Genomic DNA, 25,900 nt, shown 5'->3' with positions numbered 1-25,900 from the left:
TTCCCCTTCGAGGGTCAGCAGCAGTTGCTCGGGTTGGCGGATGAGGGCGCGCCGCCGGGGCAGCACGCGGTCAGCGGCGCGATCCGCACGTTGCGGAAGCTCACGACGTCGGCGGTGCCGTGGTTCTGCAGGCCGATGTGGCCGCTGGCGTGCTGGCGCCCGGCGCCGCCCGGGTCGTCGGCCCGGGGCGGGCTGAACACCGCGTCCGGCGTGTTGACGTACTCGTTGATCAGTTCGCCGTTGCGGAAGACGGAGTAGTGCTGGCCCACCACCCGGATCTCGTAGTCGTTCCAGGTGCCCTTCGGGGTCACCTTCGCCCCGGCCAGGTCGACCCGGTCGAAGCCGTACACCGATCCGCTCTTGTACTGATCACCGTCGGGCCGGTCGTGGATCTGCAGTTCGTGGCCGTACTTGATAGCCACCCACTCGGGCCGGGACTCCGCGGGGTGCCCGTGCACGTCCGGGAAGCGGACGAAGACCCCGCTGTTGGCGCGGCCGGCGCCGGGGGCGTCGTCACGCCACTGCAGCTTCAGCGAGAAGTCGCCGTACTCGGCGGTGGGGAGCCAGAGCATGCCGAGACCGGGGACGGCGCGGCTGGTGATCGATCCGTCGGCGTTGCGGGTGAAGCCACCCGCGCCGACCTGCTCCCACCGGTTGAACGACGCCGCCGAGGCGTCCAGCAGCGGCTGGTAGCCGGCCTTGTCGTCCGCCTTGCCGACGCCGGAGCGGGCGGCGGCGCTCGCCAGGCGACCGTGCTCCTTGTGGTCGATCAGGCCCAGGTGGTGCAGGTGCTCCGCGATCTCCGTGACGTGCTTGACGAACTGGCCGTGGTTGGCCCACGCCCGCTCGTCCTGGATGGCGTTGTTGATCGTGCAGCCGTCGGCGACCACCCGGTTCGGCACGCCGCTGTCCACCGTGCCGAGCCACACCGTCGGCCGGGTGTCCGGCACCGCGCAGGCGCGGGGGCCGCTGGCGACCACGGTGAAGGTGACCGACGCGGTGCCCGAGGTGTTGCCGGCCTTGTCGGTGGCCCGGTAGCTGACCGTGTGCCCGCCGGGCTGGTTCACGGTGACCGGCGCCGAGTAGCGGGCGTACGGCTGCCCGTCGAGGGAGTACTCGACGCGGTCGACGCCCGAGCCGGCGTCGGCGGCGGTGAGGATGACGGTGGCGCTGCCGAGGTAGGCGCCCTGGTCGTCGAGCTGGCCGGAGAGCGCCGCCGTGACGGTCGGCGGGGTGGTGTCCGGCGCCGGCGGGTCGACCACGGTGAACGACACCGACTGGGCGGCCGAGGTGTTGCCCGCCTTGTCCGTCGCCCGGTAGCTGACCGTGTGCTGGCCCACCTGGTTGACCGTGACCGGCGCCGAGTAGGCGGCGTACGGCTGCCCGTCGAGGGAGTACTCGATCCGGTCGACGCCGGTGCCGGCGTCGGTGGCCGAGATGGTGACCGTGGCGGAGCCGAGGTACGCGCCGGCGTTGTCCCGCTGGCCGCTGACCGCGGCGTTCGCCGTGGGCGGCGTGGTGTCCGGCGCGGGCGGCTGCACCACGGTGAACGACACCGACTGGGCGGCCGAGGTGTTGCCCGCCTTGTCCGTCGCCCGGTAGCTGACCGTGTGCTGGCCCACCTGGTTGACCGTGACCGGCGCGGAGTAGCCGGTGTAGGCACCCCCGTCCAGGGAGTACTCGATCCGGTCGACACCGGACTCGGTGTCGGTGGCCGACAGGGTCACCGTCGCCGAGCCCACGTACGCGCCGGCGTCGTCGCGCTGCCCGGAGACCGCGGCCGACGCGGTCGGCGGCGTGGTGTCCGGCGCCGGCCGGCGCACCACGGTGAACGACACCGACTGGGCGGCCGAGGTGTTGCCCGCCTTGTCCGTCGCCCGGTAGGTCAGCGTGTGCTGGCCGGGCTGGGTCACCGCGACCGGCGCGGTGTAGGTGGCGTACGGCTGCCCGTCGAGGGAGTACTCGATCCGGTCGACGCCCGACTCCGTGTCGGTGGCCGACAGCGTCACCGTCGCCGAGTCCACGTACGCGCCGTTGTCGTCGCGCTCACCGGTGAGCGCGGCGGTGGCGGTCGGCGCGGTGGTGTCCGGCTTCGGCGGTTCCACCACGGTGAAGGCGACCGACTGGGCGGCGGAGGTGTTCCCCGCCTTGTCGGTGGCCCGGTAGGTCACCGTGTGCTGCCCCGGCTGGGTGACCGTCACCGGCGCCGAGTAGGTGGCGTAGGCGCCGCCGTCCAGGGAGTACTCGACCCGCTCCACACCCGACTCGGTGTCCGCGGCGGACAACGTCACGGTGGCGCTGCCGACGTAGGCGCCGGTGGCGTCGCGCTGCCCGGTGACCGCGGCCGTGACGGTCGGCGCCGTGGTGTCCGGCTTCGGCGGCTCCACCACGGTGAACGACACCGACTGCGGGGTCGAGGTGTTGCCCGCCTTGTCGGTGGCGCGGTAGCTGAGTGTGTGCTGCCCCGGCTGGTTGACCGTCACCGGCGCGGCATAGGTGCCGTAGGGGCCGCCGTCCAGGGAGTACTCGACCCGGTCGACACCGGAGCCGGAGTCGGTGGCGGAGAGCGTCACCGTCGCCGACCCCAGGTAGGCGCCGGTGTCGTTCCGCTCGCCCGACACCACGGCCGACGCGGTCGGCGGGGTGGTGTCCGGATTGCCGCCGGTGACGACCAGGAGGCCGCTCATCCCGCCGTGGCCCGGGATCGCGCAGAAGTACCGGTAGGTGCCGGGCGAGAGCACCACGTCGACGGTCCACCGGCCGCCGTTGGCGTCCGTCGGGTCGGCCAGGATGTTCACGTCGACGTCGCTGTTGTACGCCGGGTTCGTGGTGTCGAAGGTCAGGGTGTGCTGCATACCGGTGGTGTTACCGGTGGCGGCGCTGTTCTCGAACACCAGCGTCGCCGGCCCGGCGACGGCGGTGGTGGGCGCGGAGAGGTACGAGAGGAAGTTGTCACCGGCGGTCCAGGTGAGCACCTGGGCCTGCAGCTGGCGCGGCGCCTCGGTGGCGGTACCGGTCGTCGACCGTCCTGGGTCCAGCGGACGCGCGTTCGCCGGCGCGGCGGCCAGCGCGGCGGTCACCACCAGCAGGACCGCCGTGGCGACCGCCGTGATCGATCTGCGGAGCCGCCCTCGCGGGGGTCGGCTGGGCGGTGAGTACCCGTTCATGGATGCCTCTTTCACGGTCCAAGGGCTCATCTGATCGACATGGGTCGATTTATCTCGGTCCGTGCGCCCCCTCCCTGGCCGCACGAGGTCCCCGGCCGTGACCTGGCGTCACGGTCGTCCTGTCTGTGGTCGGGATCTGCCTGAGCTCAGCGGGCGAGCCGGATCGCCCGCGGTGTCAGACACGGTTCCGCGTCGGAGCTGACGGGGTGATCGAGAAAGGACGGGCATCGGTCAAGCCACGACGCTCGCGCGCCGGGGCGCCTACGTGGGGCGCCGACCCGGGGTGCCATCCCTGGTCCAGCTGTGGCCGCCGGACGTGTTGCGCCGCCTGCGGCCCTGGTCGAGAGTCACCGCGCCGTCGGTTCATCTCGATGAAACATATTGATGTGTCCCGACACTACTAAGTTGGCCTCGACGTGTCCAGACCTTTCGTCGACGCCGCCGCTACTTTTCTCCAGACGGACGAAAGTGCGCAGCGCTTTCGAACACAACGGCGTTACATCCCCCATTCGTCCTCTTCGGACGGTCGTTCCGGGGCGGCGATCCGGAGTGAACGGAGGCGGCCGGCGGCACCGCATGGTGCCGCCGGCCGGGTCCGGACTTCTGGGGTGGTACGCCGGTCAGGACCGGGCGCCGACCTCCTCGCCCAGCCGCGGGCCGGGCTCGGTGGCGTCGGCCGCCCGCCCCGCCGGCTCGTCGTGGCCGTGGTCCTCGTCGAGCATGGTGGCCTCGTCGAACGGTCGCTCGCCGGAGAGGACCGCCCGAGCCTGTGCCCGGTCGAACTCGCCGGTCCAGGTGCCGACCAGAATGGTGGCCACGGCGTTGCCGGCGAAGTTGGTCAGCGCCCGCGCCTCGGACATGAACCGGTCGATGCCGACGATCAGCCCGACCCCGTCGACCAGGTCCGGCCGGTGCGACTGGAGACCGCCGGCGAGGGTGGCCAGGCCGGCGCCGGTGATCCCGGCCGCGCCCTTCGACGCGATGATCATGAAGAACAGCAGCGAGACCTGCTCGCCCACGGAGAGCGGATCCCCCATCGCCGCGGCGACGAAGAGCGAGGCCATGGTCAGGTAGATGGCGGTGCCGTCGAGGTTGAACGAGTAGCCGGTGGGGACGGTGATACCGACGACCGGTCGGCTCACCCCGACGTGCTCCATCTTCGCGATCAGGCGGGGCAGTGCCGACTCCGACGACGAGGTGGACACGATCAACAGGAACTCCCGGCCCAGGTAGCGCAGCAGCGAGAAGATCGAGATCCGGGCGACGAGCCAAAGCAGCACGCCGAGGACGACCAGCACGAAGATCAGACAGGTCGCGTAGAAGCCGAGCATGATCTGCGCCAGGCTCTTCAGCGCGTCCACCCCGGTCGCGCCGACCACGGCGGCGATCGCCCCGAACGCGCCGACCGGCGCCAGCCACATGATCATCGTGAGGACCTTGAAGACCAGGCGCTGCGCGACGCCGACGGCCCGCAGCACCGGCTCACCACGGCTGCCCATGCCCTGCACCGCGAAGCCGACCAGCAGCGCGACCAGCAGGGTCTGCAACACCTCGCCGCCGGTCAGCGCGGACAGCAGCGAGGTCGGGATGATGCCGAGCAGGAAGTCGACCGTGCCCTCGCTCTCCGTACCGGCCGCCCTCTGCCCCGCCTCGGCCAGCTCGCCGCTGAGCTGCAGGCCGGTGCCGGGGTGGACCAGGTTGCCGACCACCAGGCCGATGGCGAGCGCGACGGTGGACATCACCAGGAAATAGCCGAGCGCCAGCCCGCCGACCTTGCCGACCTTGGCGGCCTGCCGGACCGAACCGACGCCGAGCACGATGGTGCAGAAGATCACCGGGCTGATCATCATCTTGATCAGGGCGACGAAGCCGGTGCCCAGGGGCTTGAGTTCCTGGGCCACCCCGGGGGCGACGAAACCCAGGGCGATGCCCGCGACGACCGCGACGATCACCGCGAGGTAGAGGAGGTGGGTGCGGTCCCGCCGGGGCCGCGTGGCCGCAGTGGTGGTGGGGGTCTGCATGGCAGAGACTGTGGCCCAGGTCTCAGCCGGAATCAGCCTTGCGTTCATTCTGTTCACCGACCTGGACCATGGCCTGCCTGTCAGCGCGACGGACCGTCACGACGAGGAGACATGACCGGACGGAAGTGGAGCATCGCCGGGCAGTTGTTCGCCCTCCAGGTCCTGGTGGTCACCCTGCTGGTGGTGGCCGGGACGGTGGGCGCGGCGCTGCTCGCCCGGTCCGACGCCCGGGACGCGGCCAGCAGGCAGGTGCTGGCGGTCGCCGAGACCGTCGCCCGCTCGCCCGAGGTTGCCGCCGCGCTGCGCTCGCCCGACCCGTCGGCGACCCTCCAGCCGTACGCCGAGTCGATCCGGACCGCGACGGGGACCGACTTCGTGGTGGTGATGGCCCCGGACCGGACCCGCTACTCGCACGCCGACCCGGCGCAGATCGGCCGTCCGTTCATCGGCGAGATCGGCCCGGCGCTCGCCGGCCGGCCGTTCACCGTCGTCAACACCGGCACCCTGGGCGAGTCCGTCCGGGCCGTGACGCCGGTACGCGACAGCGGCGGGACGGTCATCGGGCTGGTGTCGGTCGGCATCACCACCGAGGCGATCAACCGGGAACTGCTGCACCGGGCTCCCCTGCTGCTGGCCGCCACCGCCGCCGCGCTGGCCCTGGCCGCCGCCGGCTCGTGGCTGCTCAGCCGGCGGCTACGGCGGCAGACCCACGGCCTCGGCCCGGTCCAGATGACCCGGATGTACGAGTACTACGACGCGGTGCTGCACTCGGTGGGCGAGGGCCTGGTGGTGACCGGCCCGGACCGGCGGATCGCCTTGATCAACGACGAGGGGCGCCGGCTGCTCGGGCTGCCCTCCGACGCGACGCTGGTCGACCGGCCGGTGACCGAGGTCGACCTGCCGGCGGCGCTCACCGAGCTGATCACCTCCGGTCAGGCCGCCCGGGACGAGCTGATCCTGACCGCCGACCGCGCGCTGGTGGCCAACCAGCGGCCAACCGGTGCCGGCGGGCGGGCGCTGGGTACGGTGCTGACCCTGCGCGACCACACCGACCTGCGGGCGCTGACCAGCGAGCTGGACTCGGTGCGCGGGCTCACCGACGCGCTGCGCGCGCAGGCGCACGAGGCGGCGAACCGGCTGCACACCGTGCTCACCCTGGTCGAGCTGGGTCGCACCGACGAGGCGCTCCGGCTGGCCACCGAGGAGCTGGCGCTGGCCCAACAGCTCACCGACCAGGTGGTCGGCGCGATCACCGAGCCGGCGCTGGCCGCGCTGCTGCTCGGCAAGTCCGCACAGGCCGCCGAGCGCGGCGTCGAGCTGACCGTCGACCCGGCATCCCGGCTCGACGTCGGCACTCTGCCCGCCGGTGACCTGCTCACCGTCGTGGGCAACCTGGTCGACAACGCGCTGGAGGCCGTCGCCACCGGGGCGCCACCGCGGCGGGTCCGGGTGTACGTCGCCGAGACCGCGGGCGACGTGCTGGTGGAGGTGACCGACAGCGGTTCGGGGCTGCCCCCGGAGCGGGTCGCCGACGCGTTCCGCCGGGGCTGGTCGACCAAGGCCAACGGACGGGGCCTCGGGCTCGCCCTGGTCGGTCAGGTCGTCACCCGGTACGGCGGCCGGCACGAGGTGGCCGGTGCGGACGGCGGGACGGTGTTCCGCGTCCGGTTGCCGGCGCCGCTGGAGCTGGGCCGGTGACCGACATCCGGGTGCTGGTGGTCGAGGACGAGGAACTGATCGCCGAGGCGCACCGCGCGTACACCGAACGGGTGCCGGGGTTCCGCGTGGTGGGGGTGGCGCGGACCGCCCGGGAGGCGATGCGGGCGCTGCGCCGCACCGGCGAGGACGCGGTCGACCTCGTGCTGCTCGACTTCCACCTGCCCGACGTGCACGGCCTGGACGTCTGCCGGGCGATGCGGGCCGCGGGCAGCGACGCGGACGTGCTCGCCGTGACCTCGGCCCGCGACCTGGCGATGGTCCGCGCGGCGGTGGCCCTCGGGGTGACCCACTACCTGCTCAAGCCGTTCACCTTCGCCGCCTTCCGGGACAAGCTGGAGCGGTACGCGGAGTTCCGGCGGCAGACCTCGGCCGGCGGGACCGTCGCCGCGCAGCACGAGGTGGACCGGATGTTCGCCACCCTGCGTGGCACCGCGCCGGACACCCTGCCCAAGGGGTTGGGCGCGCAGACGCTCGACGCGGTGCTGGACGTGCTGCGCCGCCGCCCCGGGCTCTCCGCCTCCGAGGTGGCCGAAGAGACCGGCATGTCCCGGGTCACCGCCCGGCGCTACCTGGAGCACCTGGTCGACACCGGCCGGCTGGTCCGGGCTTCCCGCTACGGCACGCCGGGGCGGCCCGAGGTGGAGTACCGGCCCGCCTGACCCGAGCCGCAGGCCGGCCCACCGCCACGACCACCGTCCCCCGGGCGCGCCGTGGACGGACGCCCTGTCCCAGATTCCCGGCGGCCCCGGGTTGGTCGGCGACGGGATGCGCGACCGGGGCCGGTGGGTCGGCCGCCGGATCGCCCCCGGGGCCGGGCCTCCGCCGGGGGGTGGCGGAGGCCCGGCCGGCCCGGGGGCGCACCGTCGCCGCGGCTGTCGCACCCAGCCGCGGGGCCGGTCAGCACCAGCCGTTGACCGGGCCGTTCACCCCCGTCCACAGGTAGGCGTCGGACACCCAACTGCCGTCGGTGAGCCGGTCCCAGAGCGCGGTGGTGCCGTACCGGCCGGTGTGCGAGGTGCCGTTGGCCGAGCAGGAGATGCTCACCGTGGCGCCGTCGGCGACCGAGCCGAGTGCGGCGTATCCGGTGCCCGGGCCGGCCCGGCGGGTCAACGTGCCGCCGCCGTTGGCGTCGACCACCCCCTGGGTGAAGCCCAGGGCGCCGTAGTTGTGGACCGCGCCGCCGGCACCGACCCAGGCCGAGCCGTGCCGCGCCCCGCCCTGGTAGGCGGTGGCGCCGTTGCCGAACACCCACTTGCCGATGTCGTGCCCGGCGATCGGCACGTACGCGCTGTTCTGCCGCAGTCCGAAGTGGACGTGCCGGCCGTACGCGGCCCCGCCGCAGGTGACGTCGGTGCCGGTGTAGCCGAGGTAGGCCCCCTGGCCGACCGCCGCGCCGTTGACCGAGATGCTGCTCCACAGGTGGTAGTAGTCGGTGGAGTAGCCGCGGTCGTGGATCACCCGGATCCAGCCCTGGCACATGGTGTAGGCGGTGCCGGCCCGGGCCGCGCGGACCACCTGGTCGCCGCCGGCCAGATCGATTGAACTGTACGGGGTCTCGCTGCCGCCCCAGCCGTGCGGGCCGCTGGTCAGGGTCCAGGTCTGGCCGACGGCGAACGGCAGGGCCATCCCGGTCCGGTAGTCGCCACCGGCGTACATCGTGCCCGGAGCGGTGCCGAAGACGGCCTTCTCCGCGGCGCCGACCAGGGGTGACTCGGCGGCCAGCGCGCCGAACGCGGCCTCCCCGTCGAACGCCACCTGCCACCCGCCCGCCCCGGCGCGGGCGATGAAGACCGCGCCGACCGGGTGGGCGTCCGCCGTGCGGGGCGCGACCGCGACGGCGGTGCCGAACGCCCAGCGGCCACCCTGCCGGGTGACCGAGATCCGGGTTTCGGGCCGGTCGGCGGCCGCCGCCCCGGCGGCCCGGGCCTGCCCGAGCAGCTTCGCGGTCACCGCCGCCTCGACCGTCCCGGCCGCCGGCGCCGCCACCGCGGGGGGCGCGGTGGCGGCCAGGACCAGGCAGCCCGTGGTCAGCGTCGCCGTGGCGAGAGCGGCCCATCGTCGTAGATATCTCATTGCCGACCTCTCCTCATCGAAGACTGTCGTTGCATGATGTGCCGACGATAGGCAACCGATAGAAGGATGTCTACACGTGACGGTGGCGGCGCTGAAGGTATGTTTCGGCGACCGGGCGGCTCACCGCCCCGCCGGTCGCCGGCCCCGGGTCGACACGAACTGGTAGGACATCACGGCGAACCCCGGGTCTCGCAGCAGCTTGCGGAACGCCTCCAACTGGCCGGCCGACAGCCCCGCGTCGAGCAGCTCCGGCTCCAGCTGGCGGGAGTTCGTCACGTACAGCGACGCCCCGGTCGATCCGCCGGGCCAGCTCCGCGAGTGGGTCACCGTGTCGACGTCCACCAGACCCGCCGCCGCCAACTCCGCGTGCACGTCCTGTGCCCAGGCCAGGTCCGCGCCGTGGCTCTGCAGGATGCCGAGCATCGTGTCCGTCACCTGGGCGAAGAGCTTCGCCGCGTCGTCGCTCGGCGCGGTCAGCACCCGCAACGGCGCGGTGCAGTCGAACTCCTCGACCACCAGCCAGCCGCCCGGAGCGAGCGCGCCGGCCAGCGTGGCCAGCACCCGCCGCCGCTCCGGCAGGTGCAGCAGCACCAGCCGGGCGTGGATCAGGTCGAAGGTGTCCCCGGGCGGCGGCTCGCTGCGCACGTCGTGCCGGCGTACGTCGAGGTTGCCGGTCGGGGCGAGGTGCGCGGTGTCGATGTCCGTCGCCAGCACCCGACCCGCCGGGCCGACCGCCCGGGCCATGCTGCGGGCCACCGAGCCGCCGCCGGCGCCGATCTCCCAGCACACGTTGCCCGGAGTGAGCACCGGCGGGGCGATCCGTTGAGCGGTTATCGGGTCCAGGAACGACTCCAGCGCCCGCAGTTGGGGCACCGCCTCCGGGGAACCGTTGTCGAAGGTGTACTCGGTGTCACGGATGTCGGTCGGCATCGTTGTTCACCCCTGTCGAAGATGGTCGGGTCAGGTGCCCGGGATCGGCCCACAGCCCCGGCACCGGTCGTGGAGCCGGCGGCTCCGCGACCGCGGCGACGCTAAGCATCGCCGCCAGCACGCCCGGGTCGGCCCGGGCCTCGGCCGCCGGCCGGTCGTAGACCACCCGGCCGTACTCGAGCACCGCGATCCGGTCCGCGACCGCGATGGCGTGCTGGAGTTGCTGCTCCACCAGCAGCACGGTCAGCCCGGTCCGGGCCAGGGTGCCGACCAGGTCGCGCACCCGCGCCGCCAGGTCGGGGGCGAGCCCCTCGCACGGCTCGTCGAGCAGCAGCACCCGGGGCTGGCCGAGCAGGGCCCGGGCGATCGCCAGCATCTGCTGCTCACCGCCGGACAACTGGTCGCCGCGGTGGCGCAGCCGGGCCGCCAACCGGGGCAGCAGCTCCAGGATCCGGGCGACCGTCCACCCCTCGCCGCCGGGCGTCGCGGCCCGCCACGGCGCCGCGGCCAGGACGAGGTGCTCGGCCACGGTCAGCCGGGAGAAGACCCGCCGGCCCTGCGGGACGAGGCCGACGCCGGACCGGGCGATCCGGTGCGGCTGCCGGCCGGCGACCTGCACACCGGCGATCTCGATCCGCCCGCCGTACGGCCGCACCAGCCCGGCGACGGTGTGCACGAGGGTGCTCTTGCCCGCGCCGTTGCGGCCCACCACCGCCTGGACGGTGCCCGCCGCCACCTCGAGGCTCACCTCGTGCAGCACGATCCCACCGGCGTAGCCGGCGCAGAGCCGCTCCATCCGCAGCATCAGGCCACCCCTTCCGCGTAGGCCTGCCGTACCCGGCCGGAGGCACTGATCTCGGCCGGTGTCCCGGTGGCCAGCGTCCGGCCGTCCCGCAGCACGGTGACCGTGTCGCAGAGCGCGTACACCAGGTCCAGCCGGTGCTCGACCAGCAGCACCGCGACGGCGCGCGGCAGGGCCGCCAGGAACTCCACCAGCCGCTCGACCTCGACGGCGGACAGCCCGGCGGCCGGTTCGTCGAGCAGCAGCAGCCGGGGACGCCCGGCCAGCGCCATCGCGATCTCCAACTGGCGGCGCTGCCCGTGGGCGAGCTGGCCGGCCGGGACACCGGCGAGCTCCGGCAGGCCCACCCGCTCCAGCAGCGTCACCGCGGTGCGCCCGGCGGCACGTCGCTTCCCGCCCGGACGCCACCGGCCCGACCGCCCCACGTGGGGCAGCGCGGCGACCACCACGTTCTCGGTCGCGGTCAGCGTCGACCAGACGGCGGGACGCTGGTGGATCCGGCCGATCCCCCGCCGGGCCCGGGCGGCCGGGCCGAGCCGGGTGACGTCCCGGCCGGCGAGGAGCACCCGCCCGCCGCCCGCCGGGGTCGAGCCGCCGAGCACGTCGAGCAAGGTGGTCTTGCCCGCCCCGTTGGGCCCGATCAGGGCGTGCCGCTCACCGTGGTCGATCCGCAGGTCGACCCCGTCCAGCGCGGCCAACGACCCGTAGCGCACGGCGACCCCCCGGGCGGACAGCAGCGGTGTCATGCCCGGGCTCCCGTCGGCGCCGGCTGCTCCCGGTCGGGCGGGCAGGCCACGAGGCCCGGGAGCGGCCGCCCGCGCACGGCCGGCCGCCGGCGACCGCCGCCGGGCAGCAGGTAGACGGTGACCACGAAGGCCAGCCCGAGCACCAGGGGCGCCTGCCCCGGCAGCACGCCGAACAGCCAGTCCCGGGCGGCGATGACGATCACGGCCCCGACCAGGGCGCCGCCGACCGACGCGGTACCGCCGATCACCACGCCGAGCAGCAGCAGGGCGGAGGTGTCGAACCCGAAGTCGGCCGGCGAGAGGTACTGCTGGGCCACCACCAGCAGGGAGCCCGCGGCGCCCGCGACCGCCCCCGCGGCGACGTGGACGCCGGCCACGTGGACCGACACCCGGTGACCACTGGCCCGCAGCCGCGCCTCGTCGTCCCGGCCGGCCCGCAGCACCAGCCCGACCCGGGTACGCAGCACCAACAGCACCGCGACGACCAGCACCGCGACGACCAGCAGGGTGTACAGGTAGCGCGCCCGGTCGCTGGCCAGCACCGGCAACCCCCACAGCGGACGCACCGGCGTGACGCCGGCCAGCCCGTCGGTGCCGCCGGTCACCGAGCGCCAGCGGCCGACGACGGTCACCACGAGCTCGCCGACCGCCAGGGTGATCATCAGGACCACCACCCCCCGAGCGTGCACCACGAGCGGGACGGTCACCGCGGCCAGCGCCGCCCCGGCCGCCGCCGCGACGGCCAACTGCACCACCCCGACGTCGGAGAGCTGGCCGCCGACCACCGCGCTGGCGTAGGCGCCGGCCGCGTAGGGCGCGGTCTGCCCGAGGGTGGGCAGCCCGGCGACGCCGGTGAGCAGGGCGACGCTCACCCCCACCAGGCCGAGCGCCAGGGTGCGGGCGAGCAGCGCGGCGGTGTAGTCGTCGACCGCCCACGGCGCGAGCACCAGGCCGGCCAGGACGACGACGGCGACGCCGCGCCGCAGCGTGCGGACGACCTCCTCCCTCACACCGTCCTCCGGGTGGTGGCCAGGCCCCGCGCCCGCACCGCGAGGACGGCCGCCATGGCCGCGAACAGCAGGAACGGGGCGGCCGAGGGCGCGAGCGCGACCCCGAGGGTCTGGATCTGCCCGACGGCCAGCGCGGCGAGCAGCGTGCCGGTCATCGACCCGAGACCGCCGAGGACGACGACCACCAGGGACAGCAGCAGCACGGCGTCGGCGGTGTCCGGCCCGGGACCGATGATCGGCGCGCCGAGCACGCCGGCCGCGCCGGCCAGCGCCCCGGCGGCGGCGAGCACGCCGACCCGGATCCAGGCCGGGCTGACCCCGAGGACGGACACCATCTCGGCGTCGTCGACGGCGGCGCGGACCAGCATCCCGGCCCGGGTGCGGCGCACCGCGAGGTGGAGCAGGCCGGCGAGCAGCGCGGCGACCACGATGAAGACCAGGCGGTACGCCGCGTAGCGGTGGCCGGCCACGACCACCGACCCGTCCAGCGCGGCCGGGACGCGCACCGGTGGATCGTCCGGCCCGAACACCCGCACCAGCAGGCTCCCGCCGACCAGCGCCAGCCCGAAGGTCAGCAACGCCTGGGTGAGGTGGGTGCGCGCGGCGACCCGGGTGAGCAGCCCGGCGACCAGCGCGCCGGCCGCGGTGGCGGCGAGCACCCCGACCGCCAGCGCCAGCAGCAGGCTCGGCCAACCACCGTCCAGCAGCGCGGCGGCGGTGTAACCACCGATCGCGTAGAGGGTGCCGTGCGCCAGGTTGAGAATGCCGGCGACGCCGAAGCAGAGCACCAGCCCCGCCGCCGCGACGAACACCAGCAGCCCGTAGGCCACCCCGTCCAGGGCCGGTACCAGGTACGGGTCGATCCGGATATCGACCGCCACCGCGCTCACCCGCCGACGGTGGCGAGGTCACCCACGACGGTGTTGGACAGCGCCCGGCCGTCCTGGCGTACCTGGCGCAGGTACCACTTCTGCACGGGCGCGTGGGTGGTCGGCGAGAACTGCCAGGTGCCGCGCGGGCTGGCGATCTGACCGAGCTGGCCGATGGCCGCGTTGATGCTCTCCGGGGTCGGGTCGTCCCCGGCCGCCGCGATGGCCCGGTCCAGCACCGCCGCGGCGTCGTAGGAGGCCATGGCGTACGTCGTCGGGGAGCCGTCGTACTTGGCCTTCCAGGCGGCCACGAAGGCGCGGTTCTCGGCGTTGTCCAGGTCGGGCGAGTAGTTGAGCACCGAGTAGATGTCCCGCGCGGCCTCGCCCTGCGCGTCGAGCACCCCGCCCTCGGTCAGGAAGCCGGCGGCGTACAGCGGGAGGTCCCTGATCTCGGACTGGGCGTACTGCTTGACGAAGTCGACGGCCGCGCTGCCGGCGTAGAACGTGTAGACGGCGTCCGCGCCGGAGGCCTTGATCCGCGCGAAGTACGGGGTGAAGTTGGTGGTGGTCGGGAACGGGGTGAAGGTGGTCTTGCCGTCCGGGTTGGCCAGCGTGCCGCCGGCCTTGACGAACGTGTCGGTGAAGCCGCGCAGTTCGTCCCAGCCGCCCTGGTAGTCCGGGCCGATGGCGTAGACGGTGCCCTTGACGTTGTCCCGCACGTGCTGGGCGATCGCCTCACCCGGCTCGTCGGAGAGGTACGAGGTGTGCCAGATGCGGGAGACGTCCTTCAGCTCCGGCCGCCCGTTCGAGCCGACGAACGGCACCTTCGTCTCGTTGAGCAGCGGGTAGACCGCGGCCACCGAGCCGCCGCCGACGATGCCGGTGAGCGCGACCACGCGATCCTGCTTGAGCAGTTTCGTGGCGGCGGGCACCGCGGTCGGCGCCCCGTTGCCCTCGTCGGCGACGACCAGGTCCACCTGCCGGCCGCCGAGCTTGCCGTCGTGGGTGGACAGGTAGAGCTCGAAGCCGTCGCGGATCTCCTTGCCGACCGCCTGGTACGTGCCGGACAGCGACGCCAGCAGGCCGATCTTGATCGATCCGGCCGAACCGGCGCCCGGACCGTCGTCACCACAGCCGGTCGCGGCGAGCAGGACGAGGGCGAGGAGGGCGGCGGTGGTGCGGGCACGGCGGCGCCGAGGGATGGTCAGGGGCATTGTCTTCTCCTACAGAGGGGGTGGAAGCGCCGGCGTGGGGGCGCCGGGGGTCAGCGGCTGCGGGCGAGCGCCGCCCGTGCCGCCGGGGTGAGCGCGTCGCCGATGCGGTTCGCCAGCTCGGTCATCTCGTAGGAGACCTTGCCGACGTCGCACTGCGGGTCGGCGAGCACGAGCAGGGAGGCGCCGTCGTTGAAGGCCATGGAGAACATGAATCCGCCCTCGAGCTGCGTGACGTTGGAGATCACCGCGCCGGCGTCGAAGAAGGCGGCGGCGCCGCGGAGCAGGCTCACCAGCCCGCTGCCGGTCGCCGCCAGCTGGTCCGCCCGGTCCGGCGGAAGGCCCCGGGTGGCGGCCACCATCAGACCGTCGGCGGAGATGGCGATGGCATGGCTGACCTCGGTGGCGCGCTCGGCGAAGGCGTCCAGCAGCCAGCCGAGATCCTGTTGGTCGGTCACGTGCTCTCCCTGTCGGATCAGTTGTTGATCAGGTTGGGCCGACGGGCCGCCACGCCGCGCGCGTACGCGGCCATCGCGGTGGCCACCTGGGCCGGGTCGCGGTACTCGGACCGCTGCTGGGGCACCGTGACGCCGCCGGGCACCAGGTGCCGTTGCGGCTGCCGGCGCGGCAGGCCGGACGTGGTGGTGCCGACGACCTCGGGCTCGGTCGTCCGGGCGGCGGTGCGCCAGGCGTCGTCGGCGGGACTGGCCCAGGACGTGCCGTTGCCGCCGTGGTCGGCCTGGAACCAGTGGTTGACCTGGTGGAAGATGACGAGTTCCTCGGTGGGCGCGTCATCTCGCCGGGGCGGTGCGGGAGCGGGCCGGAACACCGGGGCCGCCGGCAGCACCCGGTCGGTCGCCGCTGCCCCGGCCCGCGGCTGCGCAACCGTCCCGTACGCCGGCGGCGCGGCGGTGGTGCGCGCCGTGCGCCGGGACGGCCGGGTGGGGGTGAGCAGGAACTCCTCCGGGGGCAGCGGCCGGATCATCGGGCCCGGCAGCGCCGCCTCCGCGATGGTGCCGCGGCGGGGTCCGGGACGGAGCTGCACGGTCACGCCCAGCCGGGCGGCGAGCTGCCCGACGACGACCAGCCCCATCGCCCGGACGGCGGCGACGTCGATGGCGGGCGGCCGGGCCAGCAGCTCGTTGAGCTGCTGGCGCCGTTGCGGCGACAGTCCCACGCCCTCGTCGCTGATCTGCACGATGACCCGGTCGCCGAGGCTGCGTCCGGTCACCCACGCCTCGGTCTCCGGCGGGGAGTAACCGGTGGCGTTGTCCATCAGCTCGGCCAGCAGGTGCACCACCTCGTCGACCGCCTCCGCCGCGACGGCCACGTCGCCGTCGATCATGCCGAGGCGGATCCGGGCGTAGTGCTCGATCTGGCTCTGCGCGGCCTGGAGCACCTGTTGCAGCGGTACGTCGTGCTGGCGGACCCGCCCGACCCCCACCCCGCCGAGCACCAGCAGGCTGGCGTTGATCCGCCCCATCCGGGTGGCCAGGTTGTCCAGGGTGTACAGCTGGTGCAGCCGGTCGGGGTCGGTCTCGTCCTGCTCGACCTTGTCGACCTGGGCCAGCACTGCGTCGACCAGCCGCTGCTCCCGCCGGCTGAGGTGGATGAAGATGTCCGCGGTGTTGGCCCGCATGACGGCCTGCTCGGCGGCGGTCCGCACGGCCGCCCGGTGCACCGCGGTGAACGCCTGCCCCAGCTCGCCGATCTCGTCGTCGCTGGACGGATCCAGGGCGTCGGCGGCCTGCCGGCGGGCCAGCTCGTCCGGGTCCACAGAGGAGCTGTCGGCGTGCTGGAGCCGGGCCACCACCTCGGGCAGCCGTTCGAACGCGACCGCGTTCGCCGCGTCCCGCAGCCGGCGCAACCGGCGGGTGATCTGCCGGGCCACCGCCCAGGTGACCAGGGCGGTGAGCAGCAGGGCCAGCACCGCGGCGGCCGCCTCGACAACCGTGCGCCGCCGCTGGTCGGCGTGCGCGGCCCGGATGTCGTCGAGCACCGCGGCGTCGATCCGCTGGCGCAGCTCGGCCAGGCGGACCGACCACTGCTGGGTGGCGCTGACCCAGGCCGCGAGGTCCAGTCGCAGCCGATCCCCCGACCGGGCCCGGGACACCTCGTCCTGCATCCGCTGCAACAGCAACGCGTCCTCGCCGCTGCCGGCCTGCTCCCACCAGCCCCGCCAGGCGGGCCGGGCGAGCGCCAGGAAGGAGAGGCTCGACTCGGTGAAGCCGGTGCGGGCGGCGGTGATGTCCTGCTGCATGGCCGGGGTCAGCTCGCCCGCCGCGACCGCGCGCAGCACGGCGACCTGCTGCTGGCCGACCGTCTCGGCCACCTTGGACAGCGCCGCGGAGGCCCGGATGCCGTCCGCGATGCGGGCGTTGACCACCCCGAGGGTCACGCTCTCGCGGAGGCTGAGCAGGTCGGCGATCGCGATCCGGTAGCTGAAGGTCATCGCTGACACCGAGGCGTGCGCCGCGGTGCGCACCTGCGCGCGCAGCGGCGGCAGGCCGTCCAGCGCCGCGTCGATCCGCGGCAGCACGGCCTGGTTGGCGGCGGGTCCGGCGGGCACCCCGGCCCGCTGCCGGCGGTAGCGGGCGACGGCGGTGTCGGTGGCGGCGGTCGCGTCGGCGAAGGCCTCCTGCTGTTCCGGGGCGCCGCGGGTCAACAGGTCGGCGGCGACGATCCGCTCGTGTTGCAGCCGGTGGGCCAGGTCGCCCGCCTCGGCGCCGAGTTGCGCGAGGATCCCGAGGTCGCTCGCCCGGGCGGTCTGGCGGGCGCTCTCGGTCAGGGCCAGGCCGGCGAAGCCCATCACGGCGACCAGCGGGGCCGCCACGATGAGGCGCATCCGGCCGGCAATCTTCCAGCCGCGGCGGCGGGTCGGGTAGGGTCGGGCCGCGTGGGACCTCGTGCTCGACGCCAAGACTGACTCCCGCGCTCATCTACGACGGTCTATCTGCACCTTGCCGATTGCACGTTTCATTGCGCCGGAATCCGCGCTCCCAGACCAGACCTGACGGTGGTACAAACAGCCCGTACCAGCATCTGTACCCACAGTCAGCAACGCCGACGGACCGGCCGTCCCCGGCCGGGCACAGGGCCCGCCGAGGTCAGCGCTGCCCGGCCCGCCCGCCCGACGGGTGCGGCGGGGCGTCCGCCTCCGGCTGGCCGCCGAGCACCTGGCCGATCAGCTCACGCAGCTCGTCGATCGCCGCCACGACGGCCTCCGGATCACGCGCGTCCCGCCGCGCGGCCGGCGCCGGGCCGCCCGGGTCGAGCCGCGCCACCTCGTCGAACCGGGGGCCGCGCCGGCCGTCCGCCGCCAACTGCTCCGCCGCGACCTGCGGCCACAGCGCCGCCAGCCGGCCGCCGGTGCCGAGCACCTCGTCGCAGCGCACGGCGAACTCGTGGCTGCCGAACCGGCGGCCGGACTCGACCGCGGCGACCGTCTCGCGGCTGAACCGCACCCGCTCCGCCAACGCCCGCTGGGTCAGCCCCTGCCGGGTACGCAAGCTGCGCAGTTCGGAGCGGAACTGACGGCTGGCACCGGAACGAGCGGCGCCCGCCGAGGGCGTGCGATCCATGTGGTCACCTTCACGACGCCACCGTCGCGGCGTTGGCGTCAGATCGAGGTTGGGCGATGACTGGGCACTCGCAGGGGACAATTCTTAACCCACGGACGGACGGGTGTGAAGACGTGACTGCGCTGAGTGGTCGTCCGGCGCGGCGGGACGGTAAGGGCCGGACGGCCCCGCGGCCCGAGCGTCGCGCGCCGCACCCCGGCCGGTCCGGGCCCGACGGCCACCGCCCGGCCCGGCTCTCGCCGCAGGTCAGCACCAGATGTGGCACGTCGTCAGGCCGCCGGCCGCTCGACGGCGGGTGCCGCCCGCCCGCCGACCGGCAGCGCCGTGTCGATGACCACCGGCAGGCCACGGTGCGCGCGGAACGCGACATTGGGTTTGTATGAACGGGCGTGGTCGGATGTTAAGCGCAGGCCGGGAACGGCCGCGGCGAGCCGGGCGAGGGCGATCTCGCCCTCCAGTCGCGCCAACGCCGCGCCGATGCAGAAGTGCGGCCCGTGCCCGAAGGACAGGTGGTCGTGCACGTCGGGTCGACCGGGATCGAACCGGTCCGGACCGGCGAACACCGCCGGGTCCCGGTTGGCGGCGCCGATCAGCAGCAGGCAGCGCGCTCCGGCCGGGATGGTGACCCCACCGAGGGTGACCGGCCGGTTCGTCACCCGCAGCCAACCGTCGATCGCGGGCGCGAAGCGCAGCGTCTCGGTCAGGAACGCGGGAATCCGCCGCGGGTCCTCGACGATCTCCCGCCACCTGTCCGGGCTGGACAGCGCCTGGTCCAGCGCGTGCACCAGCAGGCCGGCCGTCGTCTCGTGCCCGGCGACCAGGAGATTGAACACGATGCTCGACACCTCGGCCACGGTGAGCACCTCGTCGTCCCCGTCGCGGTACGCCAGCAGCTGGCTGACGTAGTCGTCGCCGTACCGGCCGCTGTCGAGCCGGGCGCGGACGAGTTCCTGGCAGTAGCGCCAGAACTCCAGCAGCCCCTGCGCGAGGCGGACCTGTTCCGCCGGGTCGGGCCGCCCCCAGATCAGCGCGATCTGGCCGTCCGCCCAGACCCGCACCTGCGCGATGTCCTCCGCCGGCACGCCGAGGATGTCGAGCAGGACCAGCAGGGGTAGTTCCGTGGTGAACTCCGGGACCAGGTCGACCTGCCCGCCGGAGCGGGCCACCAGCCGGGCGACCAGTTCGTCGACCCGGCGCCGGACGATCCGGCCGTACCGCTGCTCGACCCGGTCGGCGGTGTTGGCGAAGGTCGCCCGCAGCGCCCGGCGGGTCCGCGGGTGCACCGGCGGGTCCGCGGCGGCGGTGGTGGGGGGCGCGTCGATCTGCCCGATGACCTCCATCGCCTCGGGACAGACCTGGTAGATCGGGACGAGCGTGAGCGCGTTGCCGAAGGTCCCGGCGTCGCCGAGCGCGCGGCGGACGTCGGCGTGCCGGCCGATCAACCACAGCCCGAGATCCGGGTCGTGATGCACCCCGCCGGGGGCGTCGAGGATCCGCCGCCACACCTGCGCCGGATCGGTGAGGTACGTCCCGACGAACGGATTCAACCGCATGGCCGCCTCCTAGTGCCGTGCCGGCGGCGAAATTCAACCCGCTACCGGGTCTTCTGGCACCGCCGGAGACCTCAACGGTGCGCCAATTCGAGGAGCAAGTCAAGATTTATGTACTTCAATGCGTTGGCCCTGGGAATTGCGCGACGCTCGCATTGCGAGCTCCTTGCCCATGTGCAACTTGCGGCGCGGAGCTTGCGCGGCGATGGCCCTCGTGAGCAGGGCAAACCGCTGTCGCGATGCACCTGCCCGTGGCGTCCGGCCCGCAGGGGCCGGAGACCGCGACGCGACGCCGACACTGCCGGAGGGAGCCATCGACGGAACATTGCTTTCCGTTCTACCACCCGGCGTTCGAGGCGTTCGCAAAGGCACGCCGAACACGTTCCGACGCGTTCAGGAAACCGTCAGCCAATTTCGTCCGTGCCGGCGGGCGACAACCACCGCACCGGCCGGCCAGGCGGCGGCCGCCCGGCCGGCGGAGGGCTCGGGGGCACGCCGCCGGCCGACGTGAGCGGGTGTCAGAGCGTACGGGCGAGCCGGTCGGCGAGGATCCGGGTGAACCGCGACGGGTCGGCGAGTTCCCCGCCCTCGGCGAGCAGCGCGATGCCGTGGAGCAGCTCGGCGGTCTCCTTCAGCGACTCCTCGGTGCCGCCCTGCTCGTGCGCCTTGCGCAGCCCGGCGACCAGCGGGTGCCCGGGGTTGAGTTCGAGGATCCGCTTCACCGGCGGCACCTCGTGCCCCATCGCCCGGTACATCTTCTCGAGCGTCGGGGTGATGTCGTGGGCGTCACCGACCACGCAGGCCGGTGAGGTGGTGAGCCGCGACGACAGGCGTACCTCCTTGACGCTGTCGGCCAGCGCGCCGCCCATCCAGGTGAGCAGGTCCGCGTAGTCCTGGCGCTGCCGCTCCCGCTCCGCCTCGGCCTCCTTCTTCTCCTCCTCGGTGTCCAGGTCGACCTGGCCCTTGGCGATCGAGCGCAGGGGCCTGCCGTCGTACTGGCCGACCCGCTCGACCCAGACCTCGTCCACCGGGTCGGTCAGCAGCAGCACCTCGTAGCCCTTGGCCCGGAACGCCTCCATGTGCGGGGAGTTCTCGATGGTGGTGCGGGACTCGCCGGTGGCGTAGTAGATGTCGCTCTGGCCGTCCTTCATCCGCCCGACGTAGCCGGCGAGGTCGGTGAGCTCGGCCGGGTCGTGGGTGGAGGCGACCGACAGGATCTCCAGGAGGGTCTCCTGGTTCTCCGGGTCGTCGATCAGGCCCTCCTTGACGGCGGCACCGAACTCGCTCCAGAACGTCCGGTAGCGCTCGGCGTGGTTGGCCTTCATGTCCTTGACCGTGGCGAGGATCTTCCGCACCAGCCGGCGGCGGACGACCTGGATCTGCCGGTCCTGCTGGAGGATCTCCCGGGAGATGTTCAACGACAGGTCGTGCGCGTCCACCACACCCTTGACGAAGCGCAGGTAGTTGGGGGTGAGCGCCTCGCAGTCGTCCATGATGAAGACGCGCTTGACATAGAGCTGCACGCCGCGGCGGCCCTGCGGGGAGAACAGGTCCAGCGGGGCGTGGGACGGGATGAAGAGCAGGGCCTCGTACTCGAAGGTCCCCTCGCCCTTCATGTGCACGATCTCCAGCGGGTCGGCCCAGTCGTGGCTGACGTGCTTGTAGAACTCGTGGTACTCGGCCTCGTCGACCTCGTCGCGGGGCCGCGCCCAGAGCGCCTTCATCGAGTTGAGCGTCTGCACCTCGCTGGTGCTGTCGCCGTCGGTGCCCGGCCGCTCGACGGTCATCCGGATCGGCCAGGCGATGAAGTCCGAGTACCGCTTGACGATCTCCCGGATCGTCCACTCGGCGGTGTAGTCGTGCAGGTTGTCCTCGGCGTCGACGGGCTTGAGGTGCAGGGTCACCGAGGTGCCCTGGGGTGCCCCCTCCACCGGCTCGACGGTGTAGGTGCCCTCACCGCTGGACTCCCAGCGGGTGCCCCCGCTCTGCCCCGCCTTGCGGGTGACCAGCTCGACCTTGTCGGCGACCATGAACGCGGCGTAGAAGCCGACGCCGAACTGCCCGATCAGTTCCTGCGAGGCGCCGGCGTCGGCCGACTCGCGCAGCTTGCGCAGCAGCTCGGCGGTGCCGGACTTGGCGATCGTGCCGATCACCTGGACCACCTCGTCGCGGGACATGCCGATGCCGTTGTCCCGGACGGTCAGCGTCCGCGCCGCCTTGTCGACGTCGATCTCGATGTGCAGGTCGCCGGTCTCGACGGTCAGGTCCTTGTCGACCATCGACGCCAGGCGCAGCTTGTCCAGCGCGTCGGAGGCGTTCGAGATCAGTTCGCGCAGGAAGACGTCCTTGTTCGAGTAGATCGAGTGGACCATCAACTGGAGCAGCTGACGTGCCTCGGCCTGGAACTCCAACGTCTCGGCCCGGTCGGTCACACCGTGTCCTTTCTTCTCGCGCCACAGCGGTTCGCGGAAAGGATACGAGCCGTCGCCGACCGCACCCGCCGGGTAGTCCGGGGGCCGACACCGGGTGGCGTCTCGGCCCCCGGCCGGCGGGCGTCGCCGGCCCGGGCGGGTGCCGGCGTCGGCCCAGGTGAGTTCGGGTGCCAGGATGGGTAGGTAAGGCCGGCAGGGGTCATCGGGGCCCGGAGGTGAGGGCTGCGATGAGGTGCGGTCGAGGGTGAGGCGACCCACGGGGGATCTGTTCACCGGCGGTGGCGACACCGGGCGGCTGATGGCGCGCCTCGACTGGTCGACCACCCCCGTCGGCCCGGTCGAGAGCTGGCCGCAGAGCCTGCGCTCGGCCGTCCGGATGGTGCTCTCCTCCCGCTACCCGATGCTGCTGCTCTGGGGTGAGCAGTTCACCCAGCTCTACAACGACGCGTACGCCCAGCTGATCGGCGACAAGCACCCGCAGGCGCTCGGCGGTGACGTGCGGGTCACCCTGGCCGAGGGCTGGGACGTGCTCGCGCCGCTGATCGACGAGGCAATGGCCACCGGGGTGGCCAGCTGGGTGCCCGCCCTGCGCCTGCTGCTCGACCGGGCCGGCTACCGGGAGGAGGCGTACTTCAGCGTCTCGCACGCCCCCGCCCGGGACGACGCCGGCCGTACGGTCGGGGTGCTCACCGTGTGCAGTGAGGTCACCGAGCAGGTTGTCGGCGAGCGGCGGCTGCGGCTGCTGCGGGACCTCTCGGTCGGCGGCGACGGGCGCACCGTCGACGTGGCCAGCACCTGCGCCCGGCTCGCCGGGTCGATCGGCGGGCACCCGCTGGACGTCCCGTTCGCCGCGATCTACCTGCGCGAGGGCGGGCAGCTGCGCCGGGCCGCCTGCGTCGGCGGCGACGCGGTGGCCGCCGCGCTGCCCGGCACCGTCACCATCGCCGAGGGGTCGACGTGGGGGCTGCCGGGTGCCGCCGCCGGCGCCGCCACCGAGGTGCAGGCGGTCGCCGACCGGCTCACCCTGCCCGCCGGGCCATGGCACGACCCGGTCCGCTCCGCCCTGGCGCTGCCGCTGCCCTCGGCCGACCGGGACCAGCCCCTCGGGGTGCTGCTGGCCGGGGTCAGCCCCAGCCGCGGGCTCGACGAGGCGTACCGCTCGTTCTTCCAGCTGATGGCCCAGCAGGTCGCGGTGGCGGTCCGCAACGCGCAGGCGTACGAGGAGGAGCGGCGTCGCGCCGAGGCCCTCGCCGAGCTGGACCGGGTGAAGACCAGCTTCTTCACCAACGTCAGCCACGAGTTCCGCACCCCGTTGACCCTGATGCTCGGCCCGCTGGCCGACGCCCTCGGCGACCGCGACCACCCGCTGCCCGAGGCGCAGCGGGACCGGGTCGACACCGCCTGGCGCAACGCCACCCGGCTGCTCACGCTGGTCAACAGCCTGCTGACGTTCGCCAGCCTGGAGGCGGGCCGGGCGCACAGCGACGCCCGCACGGTCGATCTGGCCGGTCTCACCACCGAGCTGGCCGGTGTGTTCCGCGCCGCCGTCGAACGGGCCGGACTGCGCCTCGAGGTGGACTGCCCGCCGCTGCCCCGGCCGGTCGCCGTGGACCCGGTCAACTGGGAACGGATCGTCACGAACCTGCTGTCCAACGCGCTGAAGTACACCTTCGTCGGCGGGATCCGGGTCACCCTCTCCGCCGACGCGGAGGAGGTCCGGCTGACCGTCGCCGACACCGGCATCGGCATCGCCGAGCCGGACCTGCCCCGGCTCTTCGAGCGGTTCCACCGGGTGCACGGTGCCCGGTCCCGCAGCCACGAGGGCACCGGGATCGGCCTGGCCCTGGTCCGCGAGCTGGCCCGGCTGGAAGGGGGCGACGTCCAGGTGGAGAGCACGGTGGGCGTGGGGACGACGTTCACCGTGGCCCTGCCCTGGGCGGCGGCGGGCCGGCCCGACGCGCCCCCGTCCGCCGAGCCCGACCGGGTGGGCGACGCGGCCCGCGCCGCCGCCCAGGAGGCGGCCGGCTGGCTGGCCGAGCCGACCGCCACCGTGCCCACCCGTCCGGCGGCACCGCCCGACGGGACGCCCGACGAGCTGCGCGGGGCGCGGATCCTGGTGGTCGACGACAACAGCGACATGCGCGCCTACCTGACCCGGCTGCTGGCCGGGCAGGGTTGGCGGGTGCAGACCGTCGGCGACGGCCGGCAGGCCCTGGCGACGATCCGTCGGGATCCGCCCGACCTGGTGCTGACCGACGTGATGATGCCGGGCGTCGACGGCTTCGAACTGGTCCGCCGGCTCCGCGAGCAGCCGGCGACCCGGACGCTGCCGGTGGTGATGCTCTCGGCCCGCGCGGGCGGGGACGCCGGCGCGGCGGGACTCGACCTGGGTGCGGACGACTACGTGGTGAAGCCCTTCACCGCCGCCGACCTGGTCGCCCGGGTCCGGGCGACCCTGCGCCTGGCCCGGCTCCGCAGCCGGAAAGACTCGCCCTCCCGCCCGGCGGTGGAGCCGAGCCGCCCGACCGGGCCCGGGACCGGGGACCGGCCCGCCCACCCGATCGACGCCCCGGCCCCGGAGCCGCCCGCCGCCCGGCTGGTACCGGCCGGCACCGGGTCCACGGATTCCGCCCCGGTGCGTCGCTCCGCTCCACCGGCGGGCGGCCCCAACGGGTCGGCCCGGACGGCGGTGGGCGAGGTCGACATGGGCTGGGCGTACCCGTCGCGGCCCACCTCCGCCGGGGCGATGCGCCGGGACGTCCGGGGTGCGTTGGACGCCCTCGACGTCGATCCGGACGTCGTCCAGGACCTGCTGGTCGCGGCCTCCGAGGCGGTCAACAACGCGGTCGAGCATGCCCAGCAACCGACCCGGCCGGAGGTGCGGGTGCGGTTGCAGGTGCTGGATGACACCGTCCGCATCTCGGTGCGGGACTTCGGCACCTGGCGGGACCGACGGCCGGCGATGGACCGGGGGCGCGGCGCCACCCTGATGAACGCGTACGGAGACGTGCGGCTGGTCTCGACCGCTGAAGGCACCACCGTCACCATCGAGCGGCGGCTGACCGAGGCGGCCTGACCCGCGCCGGCGATCCCGGCTCGACCCGTGGCTGACTAGGCATCCGGTAGCTGGTCCGGCGTCCGGTGGCGGGGGTGGCGTCCGGTTTTTGGCTGGATGTCCGGTTCGGTGTGTCCGGGGTGTGGCCGGGTGTCGGGTTGTGGGGTGGGTGTGGCGTGGTCGGGGCCACCCTGGTGGCGGAATCGGTGGGCGGGTGGGGTGGTTGAACATGGCATACCCGCCGCGCTCGCCCGGAGCGTTCGCTAGGCGGGTGGACGGCCCCGGGCGGCGGGTGGAATGCCTGCCGGGTGCGGGTCGTTGAGACACCCGGACGGCCGCAGCAGACCCCCCTTCTTGCGGGTCGCGGGCCGGTCCTCGTACGAGTTTCCCTTTCGCGGCGCACCCGCACCCCCTTTGTCGCGTGTGTGCTGTTCCCCCGATCGAAAGGTTCTGATCATCATGCGTACCGACATCCTGCGGAAGACCGCGCTGGCCGTGGCCGGCCTCGCCGTCACCGGCGGTGCCATCGCCACCCCCGCCACCGCCGTGTTCGCCGCGCCCGCCGAGAAGCCGATGACCTCGGTGCAGGCCGACCGGAACAACGACGACCGCAACAACGACCGCAAGAACGACCGGAACAACGACCGGAAGAACGGTGAGCGGGAACTGGGCGTGCGCTACGAGGCCCAGCCGAACTTCTACTACTGCGGGCCCGCCGCGACCCGCAACGCCCT

The 25,900-nt window shown here is 73.7% G+C and carries 17 protein-coding genes and 1 pseudogene; 4 read left to right on the top strand and 14 right to left on the bottom strand.

Annotated elements, in window-relative coordinates:
• Window positions 1-14: 14 nt before the first annotated feature.
• A complete protein-coding gene (locus AC1WTP_RS14015; protein ID WP_481649677.1) occupies window positions 15-3,167 on the bottom strand; it encodes an OmpL47-type beta-barrel domain-containing protein in 3,153 nt (1,050 codons plus the stop codon).
• Between the two features lie 620 nt (window positions 3,168-3,787).
• Window positions 3,788-5,188: a cation:dicarboxylate symporter family transporter gene (locus AC1WTP_RS14010; protein ID WP_481649676.1), complete on the bottom strand. Its 1,401-nt coding sequence runs from the start codon at window positions 5,186-5,188 to the stop codon at window positions 3,788-3,790.
• Between the two features lie 111 nt (window positions 5,189-5,299).
• Here AC1WTP_RS14010 and AC1WTP_RS14005 point away from each other — a divergent pair, with 111 nt between their 5' ends.
• Together AC1WTP_RS14005 and AC1WTP_RS14000 are read left to right on the top strand one after the other, a co-directional pair.
• Window positions 5,300-6,886: a sensor histidine kinase gene (locus tag AC1WTP_RS14005; RefSeq protein ID WP_481649675.1), complete on the top strand. Its 1,587-nt coding sequence runs from the start codon at window positions 5,300-5,302 to the stop codon at window positions 6,884-6,886.
• Window positions 6,883-7,566, top strand: a complete 684-nt coding sequence (locus AC1WTP_RS14000) for a response regulator (protein WP_481649674.1) — start codon at window positions 6,883-6,885, stop codon at window positions 7,564-7,566. The genes AC1WTP_RS14005 and AC1WTP_RS14000 overlap by 4 nt, the downstream gene beginning before the upstream one ends.
• A gap of 238 nt (window positions 7,567-7,804) precedes the next feature.
• Here the strand turns inward: AC1WTP_RS14000 and AC1WTP_RS13995 are convergent, their stop codons facing one another.
• The 12 genes from AC1WTP_RS13995 to htpG form a co-directional block, all read right to left on the bottom strand.
• Entirely contained in the window at window positions 7,805-8,980 is a 1,176-nt protein-coding gene (locus AC1WTP_RS13995) for a M23 family metallopeptidase (RefSeq protein ID WP_481649673.1), read from the bottom strand.
• Between the two features lie 120 nt (window positions 8,981-9,100).
• Window positions 9,101-9,910, bottom strand: coding sequence for a class I SAM-dependent methyltransferase (locus AC1WTP_RS13990; RefSeq protein ID WP_481649672.1), 810 nt, complete (start codon window positions 9,908-9,910; stop codon window positions 9,101-9,103).
• Window positions 9,891-10,715 (bottom strand): ABC transporter ATP-binding protein, encoded by an 825-nt coding sequence (locus AC1WTP_RS13985; RefSeq protein ID WP_481649671.1) that lies wholly within the window; start codon window positions 10,713-10,715, stop codon window positions 9,891-9,893. Before AC1WTP_RS13985 ends, AC1WTP_RS13990 begins: the two co-directional genes overlap by 20 nt.
• A complete protein-coding gene (locus tag AC1WTP_RS13980) occupies window positions 10,715-11,458 on the bottom strand; it encodes an ABC transporter ATP-binding protein (protein ID WP_481649670.1) in 744 nt (247 codons plus the stop codon). The genes AC1WTP_RS13985 and AC1WTP_RS13980 overlap by 1 nt, the downstream gene beginning before the upstream one ends.
• A complete protein-coding gene (locus AC1WTP_RS13975) occupies window positions 11,455-12,468 on the bottom strand; it encodes a branched-chain amino acid ABC transporter permease (RefSeq protein WP_481649669.1) in 1,014 nt (337 codons plus the stop codon). Before AC1WTP_RS13975 ends, AC1WTP_RS13980 begins: the two co-directional genes overlap by 4 nt.
• Window positions 12,465-13,358 carry a branched-chain amino acid ABC transporter permease gene (locus AC1WTP_RS13970; protein WP_481649668.1) on the bottom strand — a complete coding sequence of 298 codons (894 nt, stop codon included), beginning with the start codon at window positions 13,356-13,358 and terminating at the stop codon, window positions 12,465-12,467. The genes AC1WTP_RS13975 and AC1WTP_RS13970 overlap by 4 nt, the downstream gene beginning before the upstream one ends.
• On the bottom strand, window positions 13,355-14,551 hold the full coding sequence (locus AC1WTP_RS13965; protein WP_481649667.1) for an ABC transporter substrate-binding protein: 1,197 nt from the start codon (window positions 14,549-14,551) through the stop codon (window positions 13,355-13,357). The genes AC1WTP_RS13970 and AC1WTP_RS13965 overlap by 4 nt, the downstream gene beginning before the upstream one ends.
• A gap of 50 nt (window positions 14,552-14,601) precedes the next feature.
• Window positions 14,602-15,006: a roadblock/LC7 domain-containing protein gene (locus AC1WTP_RS13960; RefSeq protein WP_088994396.1), complete on the bottom strand. Its 405-nt coding sequence runs from the start codon at window positions 15,004-15,006 to the stop codon at window positions 14,602-14,604.
• A gap of 17 nt (window positions 15,007-15,023) precedes the next feature.
• Entirely contained in the window at window positions 15,024-17,393 is a 2,370-nt protein-coding gene (locus AC1WTP_RS13955) for a sensor histidine kinase (protein WP_481649666.1), read from the bottom strand.
• A gap of 262 nt (window positions 17,394-17,655) precedes the next feature.
• Window positions 17,656-18,129: a helix-turn-helix transcriptional regulator gene (locus AC1WTP_RS13950; protein ID WP_481649665.1), complete on the bottom strand. Its 474-nt coding sequence runs from the start codon at window positions 18,127-18,129 to the stop codon at window positions 17,656-17,658.
• A 269-nt stretch (window positions 18,130-18,398) separates the two neighbouring features.
• Window positions 18,399-19,682, bottom strand: coding sequence for a cytochrome P450 (locus AC1WTP_RS13945; protein WP_481649664.1), 1,284 nt, complete (start codon window positions 19,680-19,682; stop codon window positions 18,399-18,401).
• A 515-nt stretch (window positions 19,683-20,197) separates the two neighbouring features.
• Complete coding sequence (htpG, locus tag AC1WTP_RS13940) at window positions 20,198-22,111, bottom strand: molecular chaperone HtpG (RefSeq protein ID WP_481649663.1); 1,914 nt, start codon at window positions 22,109-22,111, stop codon at window positions 20,198-20,200.
• Between the two features lie 244 nt (window positions 22,112-22,355).
• Here htpG and AC1WTP_RS13935 point away from each other — a divergent pair, with 244 nt between their 5' ends.
• Window positions 22,356-25,187 (top strand): ATP-binding protein, encoded by a 2,832-nt coding sequence (locus AC1WTP_RS13935; protein WP_481649662.1) that lies wholly within the window; start codon window positions 22,356-22,358, stop codon window positions 25,185-25,187.
• Window positions 25,188-25,625: 438 nt separating this feature from the next.
• Window positions 25,626-25,900 (top strand): annotated as a pseudogene (locus AC1WTP_RS13930) (hypothetical protein); the annotation flags it as partial.

It is taken from the genome of Micromonospora sp. R311 (assembly GCF_056780015.1).
Note: the sequence above shows the minus strand (reverse complement) of the source record. Positions and strands in the feature narration are given on the sequence as shown.